General features: G+C 39.5%; 19 protein-coding genes. 10 read left to right on the top strand and 9 right to left on the bottom strand.

From position 1 onward, the window contains the following. The first annotated feature begins 9 nt into the window (after nucleotides 1-9). Nucleotides 10-897: a diacylglycerol/lipid kinase family protein gene (locus B4G94_RS06010; protein WP_286857729.1), complete on the top strand. Its 888-nt coding sequence runs from the start codon at nucleotides 10-12 to the stop codon at nucleotides 895-897. A 137-nt stretch (nucleotides 898-1,034) separates the two neighbouring features. Here B4G94_RS06010 and B4G94_RS06015 read toward each other — a convergent pair whose 3' ends face one another. Continuing rightward, on the bottom strand, nucleotides 1,035-1,388 hold the full coding sequence (locus B4G94_RS06015) for a hypothetical protein (protein WP_165305944.1): 354 nt from the start codon (nucleotides 1,386-1,388) through the stop codon (nucleotides 1,035-1,037). Nucleotides 1,389-1,720: 332 nt separating this feature from the next. Here B4G94_RS06015 and B4G94_RS06020 point away from each other — a divergent pair, with 332 nt between their 5' ends. After that, complete coding sequence (locus tag B4G94_RS06020) at nucleotides 1,721-2,611, top strand: flavin reductase family protein (RefSeq protein ID WP_286857732.1); 891 nt, start codon at nucleotides 1,721-1,723, stop codon at nucleotides 2,609-2,611. A gap of 177 nt (nucleotides 2,612-2,788) precedes the next feature. Here B4G94_RS06020 and B4G94_RS06025 read toward each other — a convergent pair whose 3' ends face one another. The 5 genes from B4G94_RS06025 to B4G94_RS06045 all read right to left on the bottom strand — a co-directional run bounded on the left by B4G94_RS06025 (nucleotide 2,789) and on the right by B4G94_RS06045 (nucleotide 7,651). After that, on the bottom strand, nucleotides 2,789-3,448 hold the full coding sequence (locus B4G94_RS06025; RefSeq protein ID WP_286857734.1) for a hypothetical protein: 660 nt from the start codon (nucleotides 3,446-3,448) through the stop codon (nucleotides 2,789-2,791). Then, a complete protein-coding gene (locus tag B4G94_RS06030; protein ID WP_286857736.1) occupies nucleotides 3,448-3,933 on the bottom strand; it encodes an RNA polymerase sigma factor in 486 nt (161 codons plus the stop codon). Before B4G94_RS06030 ends, B4G94_RS06025 begins: the two co-directional genes overlap by 1 nt. A 160-nt stretch (nucleotides 3,934-4,093) precedes the next feature. Continuing rightward, nucleotides 4,094-4,672: an RbsD/FucU domain-containing protein gene (locus B4G94_RS06035; RefSeq protein WP_286857738.1), complete on the bottom strand. Its 579-nt coding sequence runs from the start codon at nucleotides 4,670-4,672 to the stop codon at nucleotides 4,094-4,096. Then, the gene (locus B4G94_RS06040; protein WP_286857739.1) at nucleotides 4,669-7,383 is read right to left on the bottom strand and encodes a GH116 family glycosyl hydrolase; all 2,715 of its coding nucleotides are present in this window, start codon (nucleotides 7,381-7,383) and stop codon (nucleotides 4,669-4,671) included. The genes B4G94_RS06035 and B4G94_RS06040 overlap by 4 nt, the downstream gene beginning before the upstream one ends. Next, a complete protein-coding gene (locus B4G94_RS06045; RefSeq protein WP_286857742.1) occupies nucleotides 7,376-7,651 on the bottom strand; it encodes a hypothetical protein in 276 nt (91 codons plus the stop codon). Before B4G94_RS06045 ends, B4G94_RS06040 begins: the two co-directional genes overlap by 8 nt. A 250-nt stretch (nucleotides 7,652-7,901) precedes the next feature. Here B4G94_RS06045 and B4G94_RS06050 point away from each other — a divergent pair, with 250 nt between their 5' ends. Continuing rightward, on the top strand, nucleotides 7,902-8,150 hold the full coding sequence (locus B4G94_RS06050; RefSeq protein WP_108632761.1) for a hypothetical protein: 249 nt from the start codon (nucleotides 7,902-7,904) through the stop codon (nucleotides 8,148-8,150). Nucleotides 8,151-8,585: 435 nt separating this feature from the next. Next, nucleotides 8,586-8,963: a nuclear transport factor 2 family protein gene (locus B4G94_RS06055; protein WP_286857744.1), complete on the top strand. Its 378-nt coding sequence runs from the start codon at nucleotides 8,586-8,588 to the stop codon at nucleotides 8,961-8,963. A 250-nt stretch (nucleotides 8,964-9,213) separates the two neighbouring features. On the opposite strand, the gene B4G94_RS06060 is transcribed toward B4G94_RS06055, so the two are convergent. Beyond that, entirely contained in the window at nucleotides 9,214-10,371 is a 1,158-nt protein-coding gene (locus B4G94_RS06060; RefSeq protein ID WP_286857746.1) for a hypothetical protein, read from the bottom strand. 267 nt (nucleotides 10,372-10,638) lie between these two features. Between B4G94_RS06060 and B4G94_RS06065 the strand changes: the two genes are divergently transcribed. After that, nucleotides 10,639-12,045 carry a hypothetical protein gene (locus B4G94_RS06065; RefSeq protein ID WP_286857749.1) on the top strand — a complete coding sequence of 469 codons (1,407 nt, stop codon included), beginning with the start codon at nucleotides 10,639-10,641 and terminating at the stop codon, nucleotides 12,043-12,045. A gap of 299 nt (nucleotides 12,046-12,344) precedes the next feature. Here B4G94_RS06065 and B4G94_RS06070 read toward each other — a convergent pair whose 3' ends face one another. Next, a complete protein-coding gene (locus B4G94_RS06070) occupies nucleotides 12,345-13,766 on the bottom strand; it encodes a PLP-dependent aminotransferase family protein (protein ID WP_286857751.1) in 1,422 nt (473 codons plus the stop codon). Nucleotides 13,767-13,867: 101 nt separating this feature from the next. Between B4G94_RS06070 and B4G94_RS06075 the strand changes: the two genes are divergently transcribed. The 5 genes from B4G94_RS06075 (at nucleotide 13,868) to B4G94_RS06095 (ending at nucleotide 18,191) form a co-directional block, all read left to right on the top strand. Next, nucleotides 13,868-14,368, top strand: coding sequence for a cupin domain-containing protein (locus B4G94_RS06075; protein ID WP_286857754.1), 501 nt, complete (start codon nucleotides 13,868-13,870; stop codon nucleotides 14,366-14,368). A gap of 21 nt (nucleotides 14,369-14,389) precedes the next feature. Next, complete coding sequence (locus B4G94_RS06080) at nucleotides 14,390-15,286, top strand: dihydrodipicolinate synthase family protein (RefSeq protein ID WP_286857755.1); 897 nt, start codon at nucleotides 14,390-14,392, stop codon at nucleotides 15,284-15,286. Nucleotides 15,287-15,379: 93 nt separating this feature from the next. Continuing rightward, nucleotides 15,380-15,703 carry a 2Fe-2S iron-sulfur cluster-binding protein gene (locus B4G94_RS06085; RefSeq protein WP_165305932.1) on the top strand — a complete coding sequence of 108 codons (324 nt, stop codon included), beginning with the start codon at nucleotides 15,380-15,382 and terminating at the stop codon, nucleotides 15,701-15,703. A 209-nt stretch (nucleotides 15,704-15,912) separates the two neighbouring features. Then, the gene (locus B4G94_RS06090; protein ID WP_286857758.1) at nucleotides 15,913-16,857 is read left to right on the top strand and encodes an alpha/beta hydrolase family protein; all 945 of its coding nucleotides are present in this window, start codon (nucleotides 15,913-15,915) and stop codon (nucleotides 16,855-16,857) included. 284 nt (nucleotides 16,858-17,141) lie between these two features. Continuing rightward, on the top strand, nucleotides 17,142-18,191 hold the full coding sequence (locus B4G94_RS06095; protein WP_286857760.1) for a DKNYY domain-containing protein: 1,050 nt from the start codon (nucleotides 17,142-17,144) through the stop codon (nucleotides 18,189-18,191). Nucleotides 18,192-18,252: 61 nt separating this feature from the next. On the opposite strand, the gene B4G94_RS06100 is transcribed toward B4G94_RS06095, so the two are convergent. Beyond that, nucleotides 18,253-18,582: a hypothetical protein gene (locus B4G94_RS06100; protein ID WP_286857763.1), complete on the bottom strand. Its 330-nt coding sequence runs from the start codon at nucleotides 18,580-18,582 to the stop codon at nucleotides 18,253-18,255. Between the last annotated feature and the right edge of the window lie 15 nt (nucleotides 18,583-18,597).

An 18,597-nucleotide genomic window follows, 5' to 3' on the forward strand; every position in this document is an offset into this window, starting at 1 on the left:
AGCAAAAAAGTGCGATTAGTACACAATCCAGCTGCTGGGGATGAAGACAATGACGGCAAAGACGAACTTTGTCAGCTGATTGAAGACCTGGGACACCGTTGCACGGTGGTCGCTAAAAAAGATGTAGTCAAAAAGATAGATCCGGAGACCGATCTCATTGCCTTAGCTGGCGGGGATGGAACCATAAAAATGACTATTATGGCGCTATTGGAAAAAAAACTACGATTTAAAAGACCGATAGCCATCTTGCCCCAAGGTACAGCAAACAACATAGCCATTTCTCTTGGTATTCCATTGGACTGTAAACAGGCCATGAGCCTGTGGAAATATTTCAAGCTCAAAAATTTCGACGTAGGGATGGTGACTGGCCTGAGCGGAAAGCCTTTGCATTTTATTGAATCGATTGGTTTTGGAGTATTCCCTATACTGATGGAAAAAATGGATAAAAAAAATAGGCAAGACAATAGTGCTGACGATGAGATTAGGATTGCGCTTGAGCAACTTCGAAAACTAGCACTGACATTTCCAGCCAAAGCGCTCAAACTGGTCACTGCTACTGGTAGCATTGAAAAAGAGTGTATTATGGTTGAAGTGATGAACATTTCGAGCATAGGCCCCAGATTGGTACTCGCCGCAGATGCTGATCCGGGAGATGGTCAGTTTGATATCATAGTCGTAACCGCCGATCAGCGCCAGGAACTAGTTGCTTATATAGATGGGCTATTGAATAAAAAGAATGTGATATTTAATATAGAGCCTATCAGAGCAAGCCGCTTAACTATGGAATGGCAGGGAAAAGAATTGCACATTGATGATGAGTGTAAAGTTTATAATGGACAGCAACTCAAAATTTCATTACTCGATAGCTTGATCGAAGTTATTGTGAACGGGAATTGATATTTTTATTTAAAATAGGGGTTTGACATACCGAAAGCCAGTAGCAGATCAGCAAAAACAAATACCCCAGAAATAAACGCTATCTTAACTGGAGAATTGCTATCCTCTGTTATATCCAAAAAGAAACATCGAAAAGTTTATTTCTTTAATATCCAAATTTGATTCTTTTGATCATATTGACCAATGATATCATTCTGTTTAATTTCTTGAAGTTTATAATCCTTACAGGGATCATTCGCATCAATTTTAGCTGTATAGGTAATTTTGTCCTGCACATCGGACTTCAGTTGAATATAGAATGTGCCATTCTCAACTTTGTCTAAATTGATCGAAATAAATTTTAATTCTTTATTTACTGTAAATGATAAAGGGGTCTCCCGGTCATTAATATCTATCTTATAAATTTTGATGTCAGCTGCCGGATAGAGTGGATTATCAGCAAAGATAAGCTCCTTTCCGTTCGAATCTTTATAATTTATGTTACTTACCATGGGATGATATATTTCGAGACAAGCCACCAAAGGTTCGTTTTTCTCTTTACATGATGTAATGAAAATCAAAATAGATAGAATAAACATTTTTAGACAACTTTTCATAATTTATTTGTGTGTTTAGTAAATATTCAAACGTAACGCATTTTCAATTCGCGACATGATGAGGTATATTACTTTATAAAAAACGATTCTTACACGTTCATAAGCAATCTTTTCCCGAAAAAAACGCTATTTATAAAAATTTCTGTAATTTCATTTCTAAGCATGGGATACCCTTAGCTTGGTTTTGTATACTTTTCTATTCCCAACTCACGGTAATAAAAATTCGAATGAAATTAAAAACGATTGATGTGTCATCAGCTACACCGACAGAAATACAAGGTTATCTGCACTCGGCCATTGCGCCCCGACCGATATGTTTTGCATCTACAATTGATAAAAACGGCGCGGTAAATTTAAGCCCGTTTAGCTTTTTCAATGTTGTCAGTGTCAACCCACCGATCTGCGTTTTTTCACCAACAACCAGGGCGCGGGACAATAGCAGCAAGCATACGCTTGAAAACATTTTGGAAATACCGGAATGTGTGATCAATATTGTTAACTATAAGATGGTTCAGCAGACTTATTTAACGAGTGCAGATTATCCAAAAGACGTGAATGAGTTTTCGAAAGCGGGGTTTACTGAATTGGCTTCGGAAACGATAAAGCCACCTAGGGTAGCGGAATCGAACGTTCAATTAGAATGTGTCGTGAATGATGTGATAGCATTAGGAAAAACCGGTGGAGCTGGGAATCTAATTATTGCGGCCGTGAAACTGATCCATATCAATGAAGCTATCCTAGATACCAACGACAAAATAGACCCGCATAAAATGGATCTGGTAGCTCGTTTGGGTGGTGATTGGTATTGTAGGGTAACCAGCGATAACTTATTCAAAATTGCCAAACCAACGGATCATACCGGGATAGGTATCGGTGTAGATTCCTTTCCCAAAGAGGTTAAAAACTCCACCATATTAACGGGGAATAATCTGGGATTATTGGCTCTTGTCAGCGCGCTACCATCCAATGAGGAAGTAGAAGCCTTTCGCAAAACCGACGAAATAAAAAAACTGCTGGCGGCCGGCACCGACAACCGCACAGCAAGTCTGCATTCAAAAGCCAAGCTTTTGTTAGATAATGGCCGTGTAATGGATGCATGGAAAGTGTTGTTGATGTAGCCTGCCTTTTCCGGCGGAGAGAGCCGATTACATCAAGTAAATATAAGTATGATAAAGGATTAAAATCTTATCTGATAATACCGCATCAAGTGTATATGCAGAAGCACATTTAGCCCTGATCGTTACTCATTTGCGAAAGACACCCAAAAAAGTTTCTGTTCCATTGAAGATTGGACCTCAAAAAGAATTTGCTTTATCAGCTGAATGGTCTGGATCCTCTGGAGTCAACTCCGTTAATTCAGCAATGTAATACTGTAAATCGAATAGCATATCCTGATGGGGCTTGGCAAATTTCTTAAAAGAGTGCCTGTGCAAAAAATAAAAAATAAATCCGAAAACAGCTAACCTAAAAAGTACAGCAGTATCGAATATAGATCCTACATTAAAAGTGTGAGTATTCTTTAATGAAAGTGCTATTGTGAGTAGGAAACAGAGCGTTATTCCCGTTAAATTATAGAACTTCAAATAAGCGGAGATAAGCCCCTGAATATTCTTGAAACGATCACTCAAAGGCAGATCTGCCAAATAAACTTGATGAATATTTTTTCGCAGTTTATAGGCATTGTATATCATTCCGGCTTCCGCCAATGTACCAACAATGAAATAGTAACCCCAAAATCCACTGTCATAGAAATACAGGAAAACCCCAATGCAGAAGATAACAAGCACTGAGCGATACTGCATATTCTTTTTTAAATTCTGGTCTATTAAATCAAGCAGACCGGCAGATTTTTGCAGTTTAATTTTTTCAATGGTATTTTCGGACAAGAGTGTTTCCTCCATCTGACCTCCAATACTAATTTTTTGCATTTTATATTTGAGCTGATCTAGTTCCATCACGATAGTTGTTTGCTTAATTCCTTCAATTTTGTTTTGATCCGCGATATTTTTACGGCTACGTGGTTGGGGGTCATCCCCATGGTCATGGCGATATCGTTGTAGCTATAGTCTTCGAGATAAAGTGCCACCAGCGCCTTTTCCACCTTGTTCAATTTACTTATGGCCTGATACATCAAAAGAATATCTTTGTCTTCCTCATAGATGATATCACAATAGCTTTGCTGGCTAAATTGCAATTCAGCAAGACTGTGCCTACGGTCGCGCTTGATATACGTAATAGCAGTATTCAATCCTACACGATACAACCATGTCTGAAATTTGGCATCCCCCCTAAAACTTTTGATTGATTTCCATGCCTGTAATACGATTTCCTGAAATAAATCTTCCCTATCGACTTTATTGTCCACATACATGCAGCAGATACGATGTATTATAGCCTGATTAGATGTTATTAACGCAATAAAGTCTTTTTCGATGTACATACCTTACGAGGATGCTTATTTGATATTGTTTTACTTATTAGTCTCCATAAAGAGAAAAATATTACAACAACTTGTAAAAAAAGAAAGTTATGCAGGCAGATAAAAACAATCTTAACGAAGTGTATCACATCAATATGTTATTCAGGTCAAGATGAATACCTCATTCTTTTGACTTCAACATCCGCTCACGTAAAATCTTTTCACGGTCGGCATCCCAGTATTTACAATCCAGTTCAATAAAAACTGAACTATACGGTATAAGTGATTCCGTTTTCACCACAATGACCTGGAACAGATCCGCCGCTTTATCCATTTTCCCAAAAACATCTTCGTGCAAAAGAGACTGTTTTTTTATATGAGGCAGAAGTTTGGTTAAGCTTGTTTTGTATTCTTTTAATCCCAGTGCGAGTGCATCGTCCAAATAGTCAATTTCTTTATCCAGATAAAAAACAGGCCGTACATGCTTCTGTAAGCTGAGCAGTTGCAATATACGTTCAAGTACCTCGGACATCTGCTTTTCGGAATTAAGGACAAGGATGTTTGCACCCGCTGGTGCAGGATAGGCCTTATCAACGATCAATATCCAATTACGATGTCCAAGCAAGGGCATTTTTTGTGAAAGCACTTCCTCCCAGCCGGATTTCTGTTCAGATCTTTCCTTTTGGTCAGCTGATGACATACATCCCATAACCAGGAAAAGACTTATTATCGCAAAAAGCGTATTTACCATTTTTTTCATGACCATCGAATATGTAGCGTATCGCCTTTTTTTAGCCCTATGCTGTCTTTAAAATTGAGCACCAGCCGCCCGTCCCGACGTTTCATTTTATGAAGTAATATCGGTCTATTATTTTGCAGGACAGTAATCTGCTTGTGATCGAGCGACAGCTGCCCAGCGTCCCCCAGGTGAAATTCTCTCAGATCTAATTCACCATAATTCAATGTCAACTGACAAACACATTTTCCTACGCTTTGTTGCTTTTGAATATAGGTCCCCCACCCCATTGCCGTAGTAAAAGGTGCTTTAAAATCTGAAGCACCTATTTTAGGAGCAAAACCGATCTGCCCCTTTGGGCCATGGTAAATAAAGCCACAGGCATTGATAAAGGTTCCGTAACTCGCCATCGCACGCGCATAGTGGTCACTGCATTCAATCTCATTAAAGGGATTTCTTTTTGCAGCATGATACCGGTCATGAATTACCCTGGTCATAATCAAGCTTTCATCGATCATCCCCTCCGCCATCATGTGCGCTGCCACTTGATGTTCAAATCCACTCATACATTCATGAAAATAGCCCAGTTGCCAGGTCGTATTATCGCCATAAGCTTTTTCCTCATTTTTTGGATTGGTATTCATGACCATCCCTCCCTCGCCAGCCAGTGCATAAGGTCTTCCCCCGAGATGTGTTTTAATATAAGGACCCACATCCAGCGCAAAATTATATTTCCAGAGTGCCTTCAGGGCGGATAATGTATTCTCTCGGTTATTAATCCGCGGCATATCCACCTGAAAACACCAGGCCTGCCCGTAAACCTGATCTATATGGCAGGTATTATAGGAGCCCAGCTTCTTCCGCCCCTGTGCCGCATCTGGTCGATGGATATAATATTCACCATTAAAAAGATATTTATCCATGTTTACAGTCCCTTTCCTGACGTAGTCCATACAGACCTGCTGGAATTTCTTATCACCGACCTCTTCGGCCATACATGCCGCAGCCTGTACGGCGGCAAGGCAAAGTCCTACAATCCAGCCGATCTCTCCTTCCCATATCGCGTCCAATGTGTTTTCCATAGGTGTATCGGTCATACCGTCTCCATTTTTATCCTGATCGAGGACAAATTGAATCGCCTGTTTAAGTTTTGGCCAATTCCGTTTTAAAAAACTGTCATCACGGCTCATCTGATGATCCCGATAGAAACGGAGAATAACACCGGCCTGCCCGTCTATCGCAGGTCGTTTTTCGTATTCGGCACGGAAGATAATTGCACCGGTTTCGGGCTGAAAACCAACACCGAGGTCGGTAACCTCCCTTAAATTACGTTCAAGATCAGGAAATATACGCCCCATGGACTGCCCATATTGCCACACGTGGGTGCAGGTCCCCGCGCAGGCTCCGACACCTTCCCAGCCCCAAAACCTTCCCGAAGCAAAACGCATCGTATTCGCTGTTGCTAAAGTCCCTATATTAACAAAAGTACGGTCCATAAACCAATGGGGTAATGTTGAATCATTCCAGGTCTGTTGCCAAGCGATGGTTTCCCCATCGAGCTTTTCCCGATTTGTCAGATAGTAATCCAATACTGCTGCGGCATCACCGAATTTGGCACCGTACCAATAACCATTATGGGCATCTTTCAAATGTGTCTTTAACTTGGGATGTGGATTATTAAAATGCCAGGAGATCGCATACGAAATCTGACTCGTCCCATTTGGCTCTATAATACGCCGAACGGTATAGGCTCCCACTTGTAGATCCGAAAAATCAACGACTGAATCGGTATTATCAGATTGCAATAAGTGCGGTGCGACAGGCCAATGCTGCACTTTGGTATGCACCTGTGCCTGCGGATCCAAGCATGTAAAAGCCATCGTACCATAGTCGCCGGCCAGCAAAGCACTGTCAGGTACTTGTTCACAACTGTAGTTTAGGACTTTTAGGCCTGCCTGATCTAAAAGACGGGATACTTTACGGACCATTGTAAGATCTTTACGCCCCTTAAACACACCGTTTTCCATCCAGCCCGTTAGGGTTATTTCGACCGCTGTATTCACTTTACTTCGCAATTCAAGATGAAAAGTCGTTAACGGTAGGGAAGAATTGTCCTGATCTAGCGGAATAAATGGTGAATAGGCTGTCAGCACAACTTCCACAGGAAAGTTGGTGCTGCTATAGGTAACCCGACAGGTCGGATAAGTCGGTTCAAATACAATCTCATCCCAGTGATTTTCCCGAAGTTCTTTGACGACCTGTTTTCCTCCAACGTTTACAGATAGTGCAAAACCTTGCTCCATACTGCGGAGATTGTCCGCAATGGCAGGCTCGATATACGCTGACCCATCACGTGGACGGACTGTCACCAGCTCATTCCCATTATTCCATTGTACATTTTTGGGTTCTATCCCTTCGTATTCACCATCGTAGGCAGTATTAAATATCTGCCATAACCACAGGCGTCCATCGCCACCGATATATACAGTACCGGTGTGTAATCCACCGACGGGCATACCAATATAACGCAGTTCATTTTTACTCTTTCGATAGGCAATTTTCTCGCCCCTATGATACAAAGATGCGAGCCATTGCTTATCTATATCCTTATGCTCAGGGATATTGTGTAGAGGATTGTCCCAGGCAAATATTGATTTTGACCATACGTTAAACTGACTTGCCAGTACACCAAGTCCAATTAAACTTGTTTTCTTAAAAAAGCTTCTTCTATCCATACGTTTTATATAATGACCATCCCGGGTTTTGCGGAAGTAAATTTTTGTTTCTATCTATTGCATGCTGAGGAACTGGACAGTCGGCAAAACCTTGATCAGACTTGGCATATTCTGTTTCGTTGAATTTAAGATACAAATAACCGGTGACTCCACCACCCTCCCTATTATTTTTTTTGATTTTATTGTAGGCTGGATAGGACTGATATGCAACATGTTGTCCATTCGGACGCAAAACAGGAGTCCCGGGCACCATAAATTTCTTCTTCAAAATATGGCAGCTTAAGCCATTTGATTTCCTGATATCCATTGCGCGTTGCTCTTATACCCGATGTGCTTTATGATTAAATTTACCGTAAAAAGCTAAAAGCCCTGGAAAATGGTAACAAACGCGCTAGCCATGGCCTGCTTGAAAATTAAGGCTGGAATAGCCTTAAGAGACCACGAGATAATCATTTGTTGGGGAAATATCATGTATTACGCAAAAACCACTTAATTTTTTTTTCGTATATTATCTCACTATGAAAATAGTAGATATAACTAAAGAGAGATTAAAGGATGCTCAAAATGATGGGTATACTGTATTAATTACAAAGTTCAATTCAGATCCACTATATCCTACATGGATCTTTGACAAGATCGCCGATGAAAAAATCGAATCAAACAAAAAAAAGCTCAACGAGAATTACCAGTTATGTTATTCTATTCGAGAAGCTATTAATACAATCGACAAACGGCCTTTTATCGGAAAATTACAGTTGACGAATTAGGCCTTAGAAATAATTGATCCAAGATAATGAACATCTTGTTTATTGTCTTTGAAAACTTATCCAGCTAGCGGCTTTAACGACAGAAATATTTGTTCCTGAATACATTTTAAAAATCGGCTAAGATGAGCTGGGCTTTGAGAACCCAGCTCATAGGCCGCTTCTTTCGCTGACTTAATATATGGGGTATTTTGACTGTTGAAAAAGGGTGCTTTAATAAGTCCAGACTGGAAGAAAATTTCGATTTCGTTGCCTGTATGCACTAATAAAAATTTGGTCAAAGGTGATGAATGGATACTAGAACCCCATGGTAATTATACCATGGAAATTGATCAGCAAAAAAATAAGTATTAAAAAAGCAAGAAGTTCAATTACAGCCCCTAAGGTCACGCGGAAAAGATACAAAAAACAGTATGTAATAAATTATATAATCAGGATATGAACAGAATTACGAAAGAAGATGTTACCGAAGCGGAAAACCAGCTTTTCTTGGCCCAGCTAGCAGGCGATGCAGATGCTCTTGACCAACTATTGCACGATCAACTTATTGCACTTACACCGGCGGGACAGACGTTAACCAAAGAAATGGACTTAGACGCACATAGATCCAAGGCAATGATTATTGAAGACGCTTCAGCTGAGATTGATGCGATTAGGATAATCGAAGATACTGCGCTTTCTGTCGTTACGATGACAGCAAAAGGATCCGTAATGGGATCACCATTGGCAGGAAAATTCAGGTATTTTAGGGTTTGGAAAAACATTGGTGGCACATTAAAAGTCATTGGCGCGAGTTTCATGCAATTACCTGAATAAAAACAAATTAAATATTTATATCAACGATTCATGCGTGCGATGCTTCGCCAATTCGAACAGGTTTTGGCGATATCACCATATCTTGAATTTATTGAAAATCATGTTTTTACTGCTTAATTTAGTTAAGGCAAATTTTGACAATGTATTACTATCCCAAAAAACGGATTAGTTTTTTTCAAATAATTTCGGGAAAAGTAGATATGTAATGATTATAAATTCCAGGGACGCAATAGTCTTCGATAAAGAAAGATCAAAAAACAATGTCTTTATTGCCTGATCCCCATAAACGGGTATTTCTGACAAAACCTGGTCCTTTGAAACGGTACTGTACACCGACAATTTCAGTAGGCGCATTTTTGATCATGGCCATGTATGCCTGTTTGTCATTGATCCAAAATCTAATTTGCTGGTTTTTACAGTCTATTTTCAGCTTGGTCCATTTGGAGAGATCACAGCCAAATCCACTGAGATCATCCTGTTTACTATCCGTATAAAAACCGTCGGCGATAAGAGCGATATCACCGATACATGCGGGGTTTACAAGTGGCACGATAATGATATCATTTTTTGATTGCAAAAGCACTTCCACACGCTGGCAACTATTTGCCCCATTGGCCGTTTCAGTCTTTAACTCTGTTTCAAAACTAAAATTATTCGTCATCACGCCGGTTATATCCTTTTGGTTGTAAAGCCTGACCGGTGGAGCATCTGCCAAAAGGTCGACCTTATATCTTTCTAGAAGCTCTTTGCCAACCGCAATTTCATTCGGCTTAATAATATCAGCTTTTCTAAAATACAGGGGTTCTTTTCCCCAGTCTGCCTCTATCAGCCCCAACCAGCCATCAGTTTTAATCTGTATATCATGTTCACGGACAACTTTATTTCCGATCATCAATTTGGCCCGAAAGTAACCGGGATAATAATATATAGAAGAGTGATGTTTACCATTTCTATCTACAGCGACCTTCCGGCGGGTATCCCAGCTTTGAGCAATGAATATTGTATCTTGCATATTCGTTTCCGAAGCGTCGTAATCAAATACGACTGAATTAGGTAAGCCTTCCGTCAATATAGTCTTTGACGAAAAATGGAAAGCGTTAGTAGGAGATGAATGTTTACTAAGAACAAATTTTTGGGTCAAAAACCCCATCAGGACCAGCCCTAGAACAGGGAAAATAATCTTAAAAAATAAATGTCCATACTTTTTTCGGGCAGTCTTAAAATTTTCAGAAACAGCTTCCTTCGGGACATCCATTTGTGTTGGCCGCTTTTGAGTATATGTATTGCGAAAAGCCCGCCAGTCTTCATAACCGATAAACTGCGACAAGGTATTCAGGGTCGTCAGCGATGGCGCACTTTGATAGTCGGCCCTACCAAAAACCCGTTTTAGCGTAGAGATACTAAGCATTACTCCCGTTCTCTCCTGAATTTTACCCGAAAGCTTTTCAAAATCGACGGTACTCCAAGTGGAAGTTTCGCCCCATTCAAGTTGATTTTGAATTGATTAATTAAGGTAATGAAATAATTCAGACTGGTTTACATTTATCATAATTCACTGTATACAAACACCTTAAAAACACAACACTACCTTGAACAAACTTGAACAAACTTGATGCAAGGTTGACTTCAGGAAGAAGATGTCTAAGCACTAAATTTATCAAAAAACTTTATTAACATGAAAAAAATAATTTTGATAGTAGCTGCACTTTTGGCGACATTGTTCGAAAGTTATGCCCAAGAAAAGAAAAGTAAAATCCCCGAAACACAAAACATTACACTAAGCGCGGAGAAATGGGAGTTTCAACCCGGAAAAGTTGATTTCTTAGAGTTTAAAGGACGTCATACGATGAAAATAGCGCCAGCATCAGGACCAATAGTCATTAAAGATCTGATATTCACAGACGGCACTATCGAATATGATGTAATTCCGGCAAAAACGGAGTTTGCAAGTGCAATCTATTTCCACCGAAAAAATGAGAAAGAGCAGGAAATTGTCTATCTGCGTGTTCCCAAAATGACTGATCCATTCGCCAATGAAGGCATTCAGTATTGCCCGATTTTAGACGGTGTAAATATGTGGGACATGTATCCACAATATCAGACTGCTGCGCAGGCCAAAACAGACGAATGGAATCATATTAAGCTGGTCATTTCAGGTATGCAAATGCAGGTCTTTGTCAATAATACCCTTAGGTTAACGATTCCTAAATTAGAAGGTCGTGAACACTCTGGAAGTATCGCCTTCGATGGTGACTCCTATATTAGCAATATTGAGATAAAACCCGATCAGACCGAAAACCTGGCGCAAACTGAAGGCGCAGACCTGAGTAGACACGAAGCAAATTATATCAGGAACTGGTCGGTAGCTCAACCCGCACTTTTAGCCGAAGGAAGGGAGCCAACCACTGTCAGCGACCTACCGAAAGATGACTCTTTTGTAGAAAAAATAGCAGCCGAAAGATATGGGCTCGTCAACTTAACACGACGCTTTGGCGGCAGTGAAAAACGTAGGATAGTTTGGCTAAAAGCTATAATCAATGCAAAAGAAGCCACTCAGACTAATCTTCAATTGGGATTCTCAGATGAAATATGGGTTTATCTAAATGATCAGATCACTTATACGGACAAAAATATTTTTAGACAGAATATGAAAAAGTATCCGGACGGGAGGATATCGGTACAAAATGGAAGTACTAAATTAAAGCTCAAGAAAGGGGAAAATCAATTATTAATAGGCGTGTCCAATGACTTTTATGGTTGGGGAATAATTGCCCGGTTGGAAAATTTAGAGGGAATTGCAGCAATAGAACCTTACGAGGTAAAAAAACGGGTCATCGAAAATATTGAACGGTATTTAGGTGTGTACACAGCTGAAATATCTCCCACAGTCAAACTGACCTTCATACAAAAGGATGGGAAGCTAATTTTACAGACTTCCGAACAAGATAGCACCCCCCTAGATTATATAGGGAACGATCTCTTCAAAATGGGTCTTGGAATAGAATGGCAATTTAATCCAGATTTGAAACAGGTGATAAGGCGAGAAAACGGGTTTGAAATGAAGTTTGCAAAGGAACAATAAATTGGATCAATTCTGCATAAAAACCTGTTTAAAATTAAAGGACGAAAGTAAAGTTCAGCTGGAGTTCCATTTTCTTCAACCTTGGGTGCCTTTTAAAAGACACCCAAGGAATACCAATCAATCTTCCCCTACGAAAAGCCTTTCAATCCCCCACTGCCACATCGACCTTTTTTCTATTTTTATATTGTCAAGATGTAGACGCCGAAACTTAATGGGAAATCGCAAAGCAGAGTTTACGGTCTAATTTTAAAGTCAATTCTTTATACATTTAGATCTGTTTGAACATAGCATACTAACGATCAAATCATTTCTCCCAAAGCGATAATACCTTCCTCCAGATCTTTTTCAGAAAGCGATCCATAGCCAAATCTTAAACCATTAACGGTTTCATCAAAACTATAAACATCGGGATTGATGATGTTGATTCCTTTATCTTGCAGCTTTTTGGAAATATCAAACCAATCCACTTGCTTATTGGGTACGACCCAAAAAGCTAAACCACCATCGGGAATAGTATATGTTGCTTTATCTTTGATATATTTATTTAACACCATTGCCGTAAAATCTCGCTTAGCTTTATAGTAATTTGTTGCCTTTTTTATATGCCGCTTAATTGTACCTTCTTTGATAAGTTGCAAAACAGCCTGTTCCATAATATTATCACCCTGCACATCAATAATCTTCCGTAAATTCCCTACTTTCTTAACTAGCATTCGGTCGTTGCTCGCCAAATAACCTATACGTAAAGCCGGTGCGACAACCTTGCTCATAGTACCGATGTAAACGTAATTTTTCAGTTCAGTAAAACTTGATAACGGTAAGACAGGACGATATCCAAAATGAAACTCATTATCATAATCGTCTTCTATAATGGTAAAACCATGTTCATTAGAAAGCCGTATTAATTCCAATCTTCTATTCAGGCTCATCGTTACGGTAGTCGGGTATTGGCGGTGTGGTGTAACATAAATTGCCTTGATCTTTTTGCCAGATTGCAAATAAGAAATAACATCCTCAATCAGCAAACCATCCTTGTCCACAGTTGCTGGCAATAGTGTAGCCCCCGCACTTTCAAAGGCTCTCCACGCTGGTGCATACCCCGGGTTTTCAATGATCACATGATCACCATCAGTAAACAACTGTTGTGCTGTCAGGTACATGGCCATTTGACTCCCACGAGTGATACAAATACTTTGCTCATCGACCTGCATCCCTCGTTGATGGTTGAGCATTTGAATGATAGTTCTCCTAAATTCCAGATCGCCCAGCTCATTGCCATAGCCCATCATCTGCCATCTCGCTTTTTGGTTGAATATTTGGCGGTATGCCCTTGCAAGCGCTGTAATGGGTGCAATTTTACTGTCGGGATACCCGTCATCAAACTGTAAGTGACAGTACCTATCTAAAGCACTTTCTGCTAAAGAAGTGACAGGGTTGTTTTTTTGAATATCGCTGAAATCAGGTAATGTATCTGCGACAAAAGTACCTTGCCTTTCTTTGGATATCAGCCAGCCTTCAATAAGCAGCACATTAAGGGCTTCCACAACCGTATTTCGATTAATTTTCAGCAATTGCGCAAGGTATCTGCTGCCGGGTAGCGCATCGCCCGGTTTTAATCTACCCGAATGAATATCTTTTATTATAGCATCCGCTATTTGCAGATAAATAGCTTTATCCGATTGTTCATCTAACTGTATTTCAAAATTCCAATCCCTTAACATCTGGACTATTCATTTTTATAAAAACTGTATCATTTTAATAGTCCAAAGATACAATACTTTTGTAATGCAATAGTGCAAAAAAACAGAAAAAAAAATCAGTTATGTCAAAATTAGAATCACCAACAGAAGTTAAAAAATCAATTCATGCGGAGCAAAAACAATTCAGCTCCAAAGACTTCCATCAAACATTTGCAAGACCAACGTACATAAAACCCTCGCATCTCATTCACAAAAACGTTGAAAATACAGGTGTACACAATCAATTTTCAGAAGAAAGAAAGCATCCTGTTTTCTTCGTGGATCTACCCAGTAAAAATGTCAGTCTAACCATCGGCGGTCTGTTGCCGGGACAGGAGACTCACCTACACCGCCATACCTATGAAACTGTATTGTATGTCATTGAAGGCAAAGGCTGGACCAGGGTAGAAGATGAAATTGTGGAATGGGAAGCAGGCGACGCCGTTTATATCCCATCTTGGGCTTGGCATCAGCACCAGAACCGCAGTGAGAACGAACCTGCGAAATACATCGCTTGTGAAAATGCGCCACAACTGCAAAACCTAGGTGTCGCATTGCGTGAAGAAGAAGGCCGAGATTTTTAATGTTTAAAAGCAACAGTATCTATGAATCAAGTACCATTTAAAGGTGTAATCGCTTATCCGGTTACACCATTTGACAACAACGAAAACATCGACATTCCGTTATTCAAAAAACAGTTAGAACGCCTGATCACATCAGGCTCCCATGGGATTGCACCATTGGGGAGCACGGGGGTAATGCCTTATCTTAACGACACAGAAAAAGAAGCGTTGGCCGAAGCCACCATGCAACAGGTGGCCGGCAGAGTCCCCACATTGGTGGGTGTTTCAAATCTGACCACAGAAAGAACTGTTTACCACGCACAATTTGCCGAAAAAGCAGGCGCAACAGCGGTAATGATTATCCCAATGAGCTATTGGAAATTGACCGATGACGAAATTGTAAAACATTACGACACTGTGGCTTCCAAAATTTCGATTCCAATCATGGCTTATAATAATCCCGCCACTGCTGGTGTTGATATGTCGCCAGCCCTGCTGAAACGCTTATTGGAAATTCCGAATGTAACGATGATAAAGGAAAGCACAGGCGATATTCAACGTATGCATTATTTGAGAAAAGAGCTAGGTGAAGGAGTCGCGTTTTTTAATGGTTCCAATCCGCTCGCCCTATCCGCATTTTCGGCCGGTGCTAAAGGCTGGTGTACAGCCGCACCGAACCTGATACCCGAACTTAATATTGCACTTTACGATGCCGTACAGCAAAATGATCTCGAGAAGGCACAAAGAATATTTTACAAACAGGTCGATTTGTTAAAATTCATCGTAGCAAAAGGTCTTCCGCGTTCTATAAAGGCCGGTTTGGACATACTAGGAGTAGGTGGAGGTGGTTTTAAAAGCCCACTAAAACCACTTGGTGAAAACGAAATAGCGGAACTGGACAGAATACTTTCAGCAATACAAAGTGAATTGGCCGTTTAGAATCAATACCAAAGCCCAAAGCAAGATAAGCTTCGGGCTTTGCGCATAAATGTTTCAGCAATAATTTAAAATAAATCCAAAAAACATATGAACATGAAAGAAAAAAATCCCCCCACCGAAGCAGAGAAATTGGACTATGTGCAAGTAACATTGACATTGAACGGCAATACAAAGCATATCCAATGGAACAAACAGATGCCTCTGCTCGATGCGATACTCAATGCTGGAATTGACGTTCCGTACTCCTGTTGCAGGGGCAACTGCGGCACTTGTGTATGCAAATTAGAGGAAGGAGAGGTAAGGTTAAGAAGGAATTTTGTACTGTCAGAGATTCACCTCCGGCAAGGTTTAATTTTAGCCTGTGTTTCTGCTCCGATAAGTAAAAGCATAAAGATAAACTATGATCAATTGTATTAATTTACCAAACAGAAAAATATGCTTTGCTCTTTTTAAGAAAAGAAAAAGTATATTATTTTTTTACCGATCCGTTAGCGCTTTCACCGATAAAAACAAGCACTTCACCTAAATAACATCAGGACGAGTTCTAAAAATTATTTAAGTTAGATGCTGAACATAAAATTACAGCAACAGCATTTAAGCACCCTAACTTTGAAAATGGAATCCCGATGAAAAAACATTTTAGTATAGCATATTCTTGCGATAAGCCCGCATATCAACGTATTAAAGAAAGATTACATATAAAAGCAATTTTGTCTTTACTTTTTTTAGTATATGCGAGCAATATAGTAGCTCAAACTACGGAATACGCAACAAAAGATATAAATTTTAAAAGTAAAGGGATAGAGTTGGCAGGAACAATTTTTAGCGCTCCAAATTCAAAAATCGGAATTGTATTGGTGCATGGATCTGGACAGGAGCTCAGATTGAATGCATTTGCAACTTTCTTGGCTAAAAATGGAATATCTGTATTAACTTATGATAAGCGAGGAGTTGGTAAATCCGGGGGGGAATATGCGGGTCCGGAAGTGGGCACAAATAATATTGACTCAGCAAACCTCGATCTCCTGGCGGAGGATGCTAAGGAAGCAGTTTTAACACTCAAAAATTATTTCGGACATCAATTAACACATACTGGTCTCTTGGGGTTCAGCCAAGCCGGATGGATTATTCCTTTGGCATCAAATAAGTCAAAAGAAGTGGATTTTACGGTCATATTTAGTGGGGCAGTGGTTCCAACCAGAGAACAGCTCCGTTTTCAGTTTTTTACTGAAGGAAAGGCAGATTTCTGGACGAATCATACCGAGAAAGAGGTAAGGACGCATATTCTAAATGCCCCAGATAAATATAAGTTTATTACAACAGACCCTCAGCTGGCCCTTAGCAAAACAACGGCACCGGGGCTCTGGCTTTTTGGCGGACAAGATGTGCAAGTTCCTGTCGGCTTATCTATAGATCATCTTAATTTACTTAAAATTGAAGGAAAACCGTTTGAATATTGTCTATTTCCTGAAATGGGGCACTTTCTAACATCTTCAGATTCTTCAGCTCCAATTAAAATAGCGATAAATTGGATTAAAAATCGAAGTCAAAAATTTAAAAATCGTTTATGACTATGCTGGCAATCGGCAGTTCACTACAAGCAACCAAACATAAATACAGTATATATCCCGAAATAAGTTTGCCATGACCTATTTTCCATGAATTGGGTATCTGTAGGGCATGGTTAGAGTTTATTTCATTCCTAAAAAAGTCAACAACAAATGGAAAGATGCAAAATCTGAAGATAAGGCGATTTACAATTTTACAAGAAAATTCACTTTTTTAAATTTGACCGCGTAAATTTATATACATGCGCGCTATAAAGGATATATCACAACTTCGCCCTGGTATAAAAATGAAAAAATATACTTTTTTTCTGGCTTGTGTTTTACTCAGTTTTTGTATCTCTTGCCGGGATATCGGTAAACTGGTCAATAAACAAAAATCGAGCTCTTATTTTATAGATTCAAAAGGACAAATTGTTTATTGCCAGAATGGGAATTGGTTTAGTCTGGGTGTATCGCAAATGCAGGCCGATGCGGAATCTTTTGAGGTATTGGCAGAGGATATTGCAAAGGACAAAAACGCAGTATACTTTCGTGGGATGACCCAAAAGCTGGTGGACAGGAATTCCTTCTATGTCGATAATCAGATTCCTAAAGATCGTTTTCACGTCTATTATATTGATCAAGTCTTAGGCTTTAATATCATCGATGGAGCGGACCCAAAGACGTATGAACTCATAAAAAATCACACGAACTGGGCTCGGGACAAAGATCATTATTTCTACGCGGATGACATGATACATGTTGATCGGCAAACTTTCAGCTTCGTCAATGACTATTTTCTAAAAGATAAAGATTCCGTTTATGTTTCTCCAAATATCGGAGACTTTAAGTCGGTTGTAGCTAATCCGGGAAATGTCGAAGCCATCAACAAGTACTACATGAGAATCGGGAATACAATTTATTACCCTCCTTTTCAACAGGGTTCGGCTAGTATAGCAAAATCATTTAATAGCATACAGACGATTCGGGTACTTGATCTAGATGTTATTTGCGTAAACAATAAAACCATATTAGTCCGGGGTAAAAATTTTAAATATGATCAGGTCGATGTTCCCTCCTTTCAGCTATTTACTGTCGATGAAAAAACTGATTTCTATGCAGGTAACCCTTATTCAAAGGACAAGAACAATGTATACTTTAATCAGGAGGTAGTTCCGGGCGCTGACGTGAAGACATTTATCCTCATTGGCGATGATTTTGGAAAAGATGCGAAAAATGTCTACTATCAAAAACAGCTACTCAAAGACGTAGATGCGCCAAGCTTTAAGAAAGACGGAGACTTTTATAAAGACGAACGCGGAAATAAATTCAGTGCATTAACAGGAAATAAAGTATAAGCTTATACTGATTTGTTTCTCCCTATATTTTTTTTGACCATTTATCTTTGACAAATTCCTGTTAATTCCTGAGTAATATTTCGGAGGTTGCTGAATAAAACTCGTCAATCAACTGTATAATCAAATCATTTTTTTCGTTGTCCAGAGCAATTCCAATCCAATTTTTTCGGGGAAGATATTTACTCTTGACCCATTGTAAAGGTAATTTCACCGTCTTTTCAGTACGTAGCCACGCTAACCCGCTCTCGTTAAAATAGATCTTTTCATTGGACAAATCCATAACAATGAATGGTCTTTTCTTAAAATAGAAAATACTCATTTCAAGATCAGCAAATCTATTCAGGCTAATGTATTTCTTTAGCTGTATATACGCGTTTATTGCGGTTAACATTGGCTTCTTCTATTT

Origin of the sequence: Sphingobacterium sp. UBA7625, from assembly GCF_002484085.1 — a bacterium.
Lineage (GTDB): Bacteria > Bacteroidota > Bacteroidia > Sphingobacteriales > Sphingobacteriaceae > Sphingobacterium > Sphingobacterium athyrii.

Excerpts from the sequence above, each read along its gene's own strand:
- B4G94_RS06015 (WP_165305944.1), bottom strand. The coding sequence starts at position 1,388 with ATGGTAAGTAACATAAATTATAAAGATTCGAACGGAAAGGAGCTTATC.
- B4G94_RS06020 (WP_286857732.1), top strand. The coding sequence starts at position 1,721 with ATGAAATTAAAAACGATTGATGTGTCATCAGCTACACCGACAGAAATA.
- B4G94_RS06025 (WP_286857734.1), bottom strand. The coding sequence starts at position 3,448 with ATGGAACTAGATCAGCTCAAATATAAAATGCAAAAAATTAGTATTGGA.
- B4G94_RS06030 (WP_286857736.1), bottom strand. The coding sequence starts at position 3,933 with ATGTACATCGAAAAAGACTTTATTGCGTTAATAACATCTAATCAGGCT.
- B4G94_RS06035 (WP_286857738.1), bottom strand. The coding sequence starts at position 4,672 with ATGAAAAAAATGGTAAATACGCTTTTTGCGATAATAAGTCTTTTCCTG.
- B4G94_RS06040 (WP_286857739.1), bottom strand. The coding sequence starts at position 7,383 with ATGGATAGAAGAAGCTTTTTTAAGAAAACAAGTTTAATTGGACTTGGT.
- B4G94_RS06050 (WP_108632761.1), top strand. The coding sequence starts at position 7,902 with ATGAAAATAGTAGATATAACTAAAGAGAGATTAAAGGATGCTCAAAAT.
- B4G94_RS06055 (WP_286857744.1), top strand. The coding sequence starts at position 8,586 with ATGAACAGAATTACGAAAGAAGATGTTACCGAAGCGGAAAACCAGCTT.
- B4G94_RS06060 (WP_286857746.1), bottom strand. The coding sequence starts at position 10,371 with ATGCTTAGTATCTCTACGCTAAAACGGGTTTTTGGTAGGGCCGACTAT.
- B4G94_RS06065 (WP_286857749.1), top strand. The coding sequence starts at position 10,639 with ATGAAAAAAATAATTTTGATAGTAGCTGCACTTTTGGCGACATTGTTC.
- B4G94_RS06070 (WP_286857751.1), bottom strand. The coding sequence starts at position 13,766 with ATGTTAAGGGATTGGAATTTTGAAATACAGTTAGATGAACAATCGGAT.
- B4G94_RS06075 (WP_286857754.1), top strand. The coding sequence starts at position 13,868 with ATGTCAAAATTAGAATCACCAACAGAAGTTAAAAAATCAATTCATGCG.
- B4G94_RS06080 (WP_286857755.1), top strand. The coding sequence starts at position 14,390 with ATGAATCAAGTACCATTTAAAGGTGTAATCGCTTATCCGGTTACACCA.
- B4G94_RS06085 (WP_165305932.1), top strand. The coding sequence starts at position 15,380 with ATGAAAGAAAAAAATCCCCCCACCGAAGCAGAGAAATTGGACTATGTG.
- B4G94_RS06090 (WP_286857758.1), top strand. The coding sequence starts at position 15,913 with ATGAAAAAACATTTTAGTATAGCATATTCTTGCGATAAGCCCGCATAT.
- B4G94_RS06095 (WP_286857760.1), top strand. The coding sequence starts at position 17,142 with ATGAAAAAATATACTTTTTTTCTGGCTTGTGTTTTACTCAGTTTTTGT.
- B4G94_RS06100 (WP_286857763.1), bottom strand. The coding sequence starts at position 18,582 with ATGTTAACCGCAATAAACGCGTATATACAGCTAAAGAAATACATTAGC.